The sequence below is a fragment of the Rothia santali genome (assembly GCF_024199905.1).
Lineage (GTDB): Bacteria > Actinomycetota > Actinomycetes > Actinomycetales > Micrococcaceae > Rothia > Rothia santali.
Genome location: NZ_JANAFB010000032.1, coordinates 26707 through 34201 on the forward strand (window position 1 = coordinate 26707; position 7495 = coordinate 34201).

7 protein-coding genes are annotated in these 7495 nt (G+C 74.4%); 1 reads left to right on the top strand and 6 read right to left on the bottom strand.

The window, feature by feature from the left end; genetic code table 11:
- Position 1: 1 nt before the first annotated feature.
- Complete coding sequence (locus tag NBM05_RS11790; RefSeq protein WP_254167637.1) at positions 2 to 1315, bottom strand: MFS transporter; 1314 nt, start codon at positions 1313 to 1315, stop codon at positions 2 to 4.
- Between the two features lie 192 nt (positions 1316 to 1507).
- On the opposite strand from NBM05_RS11790, the gene NBM05_RS11795 reads away from it, so the two are divergent.
- Positions 1508 to 2533: a LacI family DNA-binding transcriptional regulator gene (locus NBM05_RS11795; RefSeq protein WP_254167639.1), complete on the top strand. Its 1026-nt coding sequence runs from the start codon at positions 1508 to 1510 to the stop codon at positions 2531 to 2533.
- Positions 2534 to 2621: 88 nt separating this feature from the next.
- Here the strand turns inward: NBM05_RS11795 and NBM05_RS11800 are convergent, their stop codons facing one another.
- The 5 genes from NBM05_RS11800 to NBM05_RS11820 all read right to left on the bottom strand — a co-directional run.
- Positions 2622 to 3194: an ABC transporter permease subunit gene (locus NBM05_RS11800; RefSeq protein WP_254167641.1), complete on the bottom strand. Its 573-nt coding sequence runs from the start codon at positions 3192 to 3194 to the stop codon at positions 2622 to 2624.
- Positions 3176 to 4345, bottom strand: a complete 1170-nt coding sequence (locus tag NBM05_RS11805) for an ABC transporter permease (RefSeq protein ID WP_254167643.1) — start codon at positions 4343 to 4345, stop codon at positions 3176 to 3178. Before NBM05_RS11805 ends, NBM05_RS11800 begins: the two co-directional genes overlap by 19 nt.
- A gap of 3 nt (positions 4346 to 4348) precedes the next feature.
- Positions 4349 to 5860, bottom strand: coding sequence for an ABC transporter substrate-binding protein (locus tag NBM05_RS11810; protein WP_254167645.1), 1512 nt, complete (start codon positions 5858 to 5860; stop codon positions 4349 to 4351).
- On the bottom strand, positions 5838 to 7106 hold the full coding sequence (locus NBM05_RS11815) for an MFS transporter (protein WP_254167647.1): 1269 nt from the start codon (positions 7104 to 7106) through the stop codon (positions 5838 to 5840). Before NBM05_RS11815 ends, NBM05_RS11810 begins: the two co-directional genes overlap by 23 nt.
- Positions 7099 to 7495 (bottom strand): ATP-binding cassette domain-containing protein (locus NBM05_RS11820; protein WP_254167649.1); only part of this gene is annotated, 397 nt, incomplete at its 5' end. The genes NBM05_RS11815 and NBM05_RS11820, both read right to left, overlap by 8 nt.

The following is a 7495-nucleotide window of genomic DNA, read 5'->3' on the forward strand; positions in this document are numbered from 1 at the left end:
TCTAGACCTCTTCCTTTTCCTTGGACGGGGCGGCGGTGGCGCCGCGGCGGACGAACGGGTCGCCGTGGACGTACTGGTCGTCCCTCTTGAGGACGAGCAGCCCGTAGATCCCGGCGATCAGCACGATCCCGGAGATCACGAAGAACGTGGGCTGGTAGCCGATGCCGTCGCGCAGGGCGCCGAGCATCGGGGACAGGATGATGTTGCCGACCTGCGAGGCGACCTGGAACCCCACCATGTACATCGTCGCCGACAGCGCCGGGTTGAAGTGCAGGGTGAAGTACCGGAAGACCGGCAGTATGCACAGCGCGACCTCGGGGGCGTGGAACATCTTGACGAAGGAGATGACGACCGGGTCGTCGAAGACGGCGCAGCCGAGGATGCGCAGGAACATCACGAGCATGCCGAGCATCAGGGTGTTCTTGACCCCGATCCGGTGCATCAGCAGGGGCACCAGGCCCAGCATGATCGCCTCGAGGAAGACCTGCACCGAGTTCAGCACGCCGTAGACCTGCTGCCCGCGCTCGGGCGAGTCGAAGAGCAGGGTGTAGAACTCGGGGAACATCTGCTGGTCGAAGACGGTGTAGAAGGTCCAGGACAGCAGGACGAAGACGATCATGGCCCACAGGGCCGGGGAGCGCAGCACGCCGGCCATCTCGCGCAGGCCGGGGGTGTTCTCGGCCTTGGTCGGGTCCACCGTGGTGGCGTGGTCCCGGGGCACGGCCGGGCTCTTCCAGAACAGCAGCACCAGCAGGCAGAGCAGGCCGAAGACCGAGCCGAGCCAGAAGTTCAGCGCCGGGTTGACGGTGAACAGGAAGCCCGCGACCAGCGCGACGACGGCGTAGCCGAACGAACCCCACATGCGGGCCTGGCCGTACTCGTAGTTGAAGGTGCGGCTCAGGCGCTCGGAGAACGCCTCGAGCAGGCCCGCGGCGGCCATGAACCCGGCCGAGAGGACGACGGCGCCCGCGACGACGCCGAGCAGGAAGGAGCTCTCGAGCAGCGGCCGGTAGACCCAGATCGCGAACGGCCCGATCAGCGTCATGATCGCCGAGGCGAAGACCACCAGGTGCCGCTTGATCCGAAGCCGGTCCTGCAGCGTGCCGTAGAGCAGCATGATGATCAGGGTGCCGGCCGAGTTGACCGAGTAGATGGTGCCGACCTGCGAGCCGTTGAGGCCCAGTCCCGAGTCGGGGTCGGTGAGCCAGATCTGGAAGAAGGACCACCACACGCCCCACGAGGCGAAGAACAGCAGCAGCGTCAACGAGCTCTGCAGGTACGAGGGGTTCTTGAAGGTCGTAGAGGAAAGGGCCACGTTGCCGCTCCTTGATGTTCTGGGATGAGGCTCCGCGCTGAGGCCTCTGGTCGCTGATAAATCGACTTAGCAGGTACGGTAGCACCGATTTGCGCGGGTGTCACCCGTCACGTGGGCGTCCCGGGGGCCGCTAGAGTGTGGGAGACGCGCGGAACCCCCGCGCGGCATGGCACGACGTGCCGGAGGAACGGAATGAACAAGAGGGCCACCCAGGCCGACGTCGCCCGCGAGGCGGGGCTGTCGGTCACCACGGTCAGCCTCGTGCTCAACGGGCGCGAGAACACGAGGATCTCGGAGGAGGCCGCCGCCCGGGTCCGCGAGGCCGCGGAACGGCTGAACTACTCCCCCGACCCCACGGCCCGCAGCCTCCGCACCGGCAAGACCCGCTCGCTGGCCTTCATCTCCGACGACGTCACGGTGACCCGCTACGCCTCGGCGATGATCCGCGGCGCCCTCGACGCCGCCGAGGAGCGCGGCTACACGATCCTCATGGCCGAGGTGGGCGAGCACCCGGAGCGCCTCGAGAAGGTGGTGGACTCGATGCTGGAGCGCCGCGTCGACGGCCTCCTGTTCGGCCTGATGAGCGCGCGCCGGGTGGACCTGCCCGCCCTGCCGCGGGGGAAGCGGGCCCTGCTGGTCAACGGCACCTCCGCGGGGCTGCCCTCGATCCTGCCCGCCGAGCACGACGCCGGGCAGGCCGCCGTCCGCCGCCTCCTGGAGGCCGGGCACCGGCGCATCGCCTTCATCGGCCGCTCCCCGAGGGTCTACGACCCCTACCTCTCGGCCACCATCCCCCAGCGCTACGCGGGGATCGACGCCGCCCTGGCCGCCGCGGGCCTGCGGTTCGCCGACGAGGTCGAGGGGCACGAGTGGGAGCCCGAGCTGGGCTACCGGGGGACGCGGCGGCTGCTGGAGCGGGCGGCGTCGTTCACGGCGATCCTCGCGGCCAACGACCGGGTCGCCTTCGGCGCGTACCAGGCCCTGCAGGAGGGCGGGCTGCGGGTCCCGGACGACGTCGCGGTCATGTCCTTCGACGACGAGCAGCTGGCGACCTACCTGCACCCCGCCCTGACCACGATGCGGCTGCCCTACCGGGAGATGGGCAGCCTGGGCGTGCGGATGCTGCTCGAGGGCGAGGAGCCCGTGCCGGACGCCGCGACGCTGGTGCCGATGCCGCTGGTCGAGCGGGAGTCGGTGGGGCCGCCGCGGGAGGGGTGAGAACGGCCCGCCGCAGGCCGGGAGCCGGGCTGCGACCCCGCCCGAGCGCGTGCCGGGACCGAGTCCGCGGGCCGGCTCGCGGCCCGGCTCACGCCCTCCGCGAGGACAGCGAGACCGCCAGGACCGACAGCGCGATCAGGGCGAGCATCGGCGCCGCCGCGACCCACGGGGCGCGCTCAATGTAGTCGATGCCCTCGTTGAGCAGCAGGCCCCAGTCCGGCGTCGGCGGCTGCGGCCCCAGCCCCAGGAAGCCCAGCGCCGCGAGCGCCAGGGCGGTGCCGGGCAGGCGCAGCATCGCGTGCCGGAACACCGGGCCCGCGACGCCGGGCAGCAGCTTGGTCAGCACCAGCCGCGGCCTGGAGACCCCCAGCAGCGGGGCCATCCGCGAGTAGGCGGTCGCGTTGGCCTCCTCGACCAGCGACGCCGCGTGGGCGGCCAGCGGGGCCCACGAGACGGCGAGCACCGCGATCACCGCCCCCTGCGCGCTCGGGCCCATCAGGGCGGCCACGACCATGCCGGCGAGGACCGGGGGCACGGCGTTGGCGGCCTCGAAGGGCCCCGCGCTCAGAGCCGGCACGGTGCCGGCGAGCATCCCGATCGCCCAGCAGACCAGCACGGCGACCAGGGCCAGCAGGATCGTGGTCAGCGCGCCCTGACCCACGCGCGCCAGGACGTCGCGGCCGGAGGCGTCGGCCCCCAGCGCGGCCGTCCCGCCGCCCGTGCCCTCGGCACCCGGCGCGGCGAGCCGCGGCAGGTCCGCGCCGTAGGCGTCCAGGGCGCGCCCAGCGCGATCACCGCGACCAGGACGGCCGCGCACACCGCGGGCACGACCCACCAGCCGCGCCGCAGCACCGCGGCCCGCCGCCCCGACGTCATCGCCTGGGCGGCCAGCGCGGGCCCCAGCAGCCACCGGCTCAGCACCCGGCTGCCGGATCCGGCCAGCACGCCCACGACCAGCAGGACGATCACGCTGGCCTGCAGCATCGGCAGGTCGCTGCTCGACGCCGCCCCGAGCGCCGTGCGCCCGAGCCCCGGCACCGTGAAGATCTGCTCGACCGCGACCGCGCCGCCCGTCAGCCCGACCATGATCAGCCCCATCTGGGGCAGCACGGCGGGGACCGCGCGCCGCAGCACGCCCCGCAGGATCTCCCCGCGGCCCCAGCCGGACATGATCCAGGTCTGGACCCACGGCTCGCGGTAGGCCGTGGTGATGGCCTCGGCCAGCAGGCGGCCCAGCAGCCCGCCCGCCGGGACGCCCATGGCCAGGGCCGGCAGCACCACGTGCACCGGCGAGCCCCACCCGTACGGGGGCAGGATCCCCAGCCACACCGAGAGCAGGATGAGCAGGACCGCGCCGAGCAGGAACTCGGGCAGCGCGGTCAGCGCCGCGCTGAGCGCGCCCGAGCCCGCGGCGGGCCGCCCGCGCATCCCGGCCCGTGCCGGGCCGAGGCACACGAGCACCGCGATCACGAGCGCCACGAGGATCGCGACGCCCATGAGCAGCAGCGAGACCCCCAGCGCGGAGAGGATGGAGGGGCCCACGGGCGCCCCGGAGACCCACGACGTGCCGAGGTCCCCGTGCAGGAGCCGGCCGAACCACAGGCCGAGGGTCTGCCAGGCCGTCTCGCCGAGGCCGAGGTCCCGGCGGACGGCGTCGAGCGCTTCCTGGGTCATGAGCTGCTCCGAGGAGCGGGCGCGCAGCACCGCGGTCGCGGGGTCCTGGCCCGAGAGGAAGGGCAGCATGCCGACGAAGCACACCACGGCCGCCGCGGTCAGCAGCCGGGAGGCCGCCGGGACGAGGGAACGGCGCATCGCTCAGCTCTCGAGGCGGGTGGCGGAGTCGACCAGGGCGCGCTCGCGCGGGTCGCGGACGGCGCCGGACAGGCCGGTGGCCTCGCCCTGGATGACGCGCTCGTGCAGCAGCGGGATCGCGGCGTCGGTCTCCAGGATGACGCGCTCGGCGGCCATGATGGCGCGGCGGCGCTCCTCGCCCACGGGCGCCTCGGAGGCGCGACGCAGGGCCTCGTCCACCGCGGGGTCCTGGATCTGGGAGAGGTTGAAGGAGCCCTCCGAGCTGAAGTCGGAGACCATGTAGGCCACCGGGTCCCCGGAGTCGAGGATGGTCGCGCGGGAGAGGATGAAGATGTCGAACGCCCCGGCGAGCGCGTCCTCCTCGATGTTGGCGTACTCGCGGATGTCCTGCCGGACCTCGAAGCCGCGCTCCTTCAGCGCGTTCTCCAGGGCCACGGCCACCTCGGGAAGCTCCGAGCGGTCGGTGAACGTGCCGATCGTGATCGACTGCCCGGAGGGCGTCCCCGCCGCCCGGTAGGAGGGGGTCTCGCGCAGCTCCGCGGCCCACGGGACGGCCGGGCCCAGCAGGCCCGCGGCGACGTCGGCGTGGCCCTCGTAGACGCTCTCCACCAGACCCTCGCGGTCCACCGCCTCGCGCACCACCGCGCGCAGGGCGGGGTCCGAGAAGGTCTCCGAGGTGACGTTGAGGTACAGGGTGTTGGTGCGCGGCATGGGCACCTCGTGGATCAGCTCCTGGTCCAGGAGGGCCACCTGCGAGACCGGGACGGCCTCGACCAGCTGGGCCTCGCCGGTGCGCAGGGCCGCGCCGCGGGCGGTGCCGTCGGGCACGAAGCTTACGTCGATCCCGTCCGCCGCGGCGCGCTCGCCCCAGTAGTCCTCGTAGCGCTGGAGCGTCGCCGAGGTGGTGCCGTTGAGCTCGGTCAGCTCGAAGGCCCCGGTGCCGCGGCCGATCGGGCTCACGGTGGATCCGGCGTAGGCCTCCGGGCTCAGGATGACCAGCTGCGGGCTGGAGAGGCGGCCGGGGACCAGGGGGTCGACGTCGGCGGTGCGCACCTGCACGGTCTGCGGGTCCAGCTCCTCGACCTCCATCTCGACGCCGTCCAGGATGCGCGGCTTGGGCGAGGCGGCGATCGCGGCGCGCAGGGCGGTGACGACGGCCGCGGCGTCGAGGAGCGCGCCGTCGTGGAAGGTCACCCCGTCGCGCAGCGTGAAGCGCCAGGTGTTCCCGTCGGTCTGCTCCCACGAGGTGGCCAGGAGGGGCTCCGGGTCGCCGTTCTCGTCGAGCAGGATCAGGGGCTCGGCGGCGGACCAGCGGGAGAGCTTGAAGGCGTCGTCGCTGAAGGGGGTCAGGGCGCTGCGCGGGGGCTGGAGCATCGCGAGCTTGATGCGGCCCGTCGCGTCCGCGGTCCCGGCGCCCTGCGAGCCGCCCGCGCAGGCGCTGAGGCCCACCAGCAGGGGCGCGCTGGCCAGGGCGGTGAGGAGGGTGCGTCGCCTAACGACGTGCTGGGTTGTCATGGGGTTCCTTTCCGGTGGCGGCGCCGGCCCCCTCGGGGGCGGGATCCGCGGGGTGGGAGTGGTCTCGGGAGAGCAGGAGGCGCAGGCCGATGGCTCCGGCGGCCGGCACCGCGGCGAGCGCGAGCCAGCCGGTCGCCGGGACGCCGTCGGGCCCCGGGTCCAGGAGCGGGCCGATCAGGGCGTTGCCAGCGAGCACCGCGATCCCCCCGCACGTGGCGAGCAGGCCGTGGCAGGCGCCGGGCGGGTTCCCGCCGGCGAGCTCGGCGACGGCGGCGAGCGCGGTGGGCGCGGCGATCATGTGCCCCGCCACGAGCACGAGCGCCGCGGCGACGACGGCCGCGGCCGGGGGTGCGCCCAGGGCGCGGGCGGCGGGCACCGCGAGCATCGAGGCCGCCATGACGAGGAAGCCGAGCGGGATGACCGCGGCGAGCGGGCAGGCGCCGATCCAGCGGGTCACGGGGATCTGCAGCGTCGCGACCGCGAGCGAGGCGGCGGCGAACATCACGGCCGTGGCGGTCACCGCCCCGGTACTCGCGGAGAGCTCGAGCGGCATCGCGAAGTAGAGCTGGTTCCAGGTGAACAGGCACCCGGCGTAGAGGGCCGCGAAGGCGAGGAAGCGCCGGTCGGCGAGCATCGGCCGCCAGCTCCCGGTGGGGCGCCCGAGGGCCGCGCGGCGGGGCATGGCCAGGCCCAGGAGCACCCCGAGCGCCAGGAACAGCCCGGCGCTGAGCAGGCACACGGCGAGGAAGGAGGCGCCCAGCAGCAGCCCGCCCAGGGCCGGCCCGAGCAGCGCCCCGACCTCCCCCACCGCGGCGAAGCGGGCGAACCACGCGCGCCGGCCGGGCCCCTCGCGGTCCTCCCCGGCGGCCCGGCTGAGGGTCGCCTCGAAGGCGGGCGAGAACAGGGCCCCGCCGAGGCCGGTGAGGACGGCGGCCGCGAGGAGGGCGGGCAGGCTCTGCCCCGTCCCGAGCAGGACGAAGCCGACGACGCGGACCCCGCACCCGGCCAGGCCGAGCGCGCGCGGCCCGAAGCGGTCCGCGAGGGCGCCGCCGACCACGAAGAGCCCCTGCTGCGCGGCGGTGCGGGCGCCGAGGACGACGCCGACCAGCGCCGCCGACAGCCCCATCCCGCTCGCGAGGTGGTCGGCCAGGAACGGCACCACGGCGAAGAACCCGAGGTTGGCCGCGGCCTGGGCGGACACGACGCTCCAGCCGACCGTGCGGGGTGCGGCCGCCCGCCTACGCATGGGCCGCGGCCTTCCCCGCGGCGGTGCTCAGCAGCCGCGCGCCGGCCGCGGAGGAGGGGGCGCGGAACAGCTCCAGGACCGGCCGGTCCTCGACGATGCGGCCCGCGTCCACCACGACCGCGCGGTCGCAGAGGGCCAGGACGGACTCGAGGTCGTGGGAGACCATCAGCAGGCCGGTCCGGCGGGTCGCGGCCCCGTCGCGCGGGTCCGCGAGGACGGAGCGGAACAGCTCGATCATCCGCTGCCTCAGGTCGGGGTCCAGGCCGCTCAGGGGCTCGTCGGCGACCAGCAGGCGGGGCGAGGTCGCCAGCGCGCGGGCGATCGCGACGCGCTGGCACTGGCCCCCGGAGAGCTGATGCGGGCGGCGGTCCCAGCGGTCGGCCTCCAGG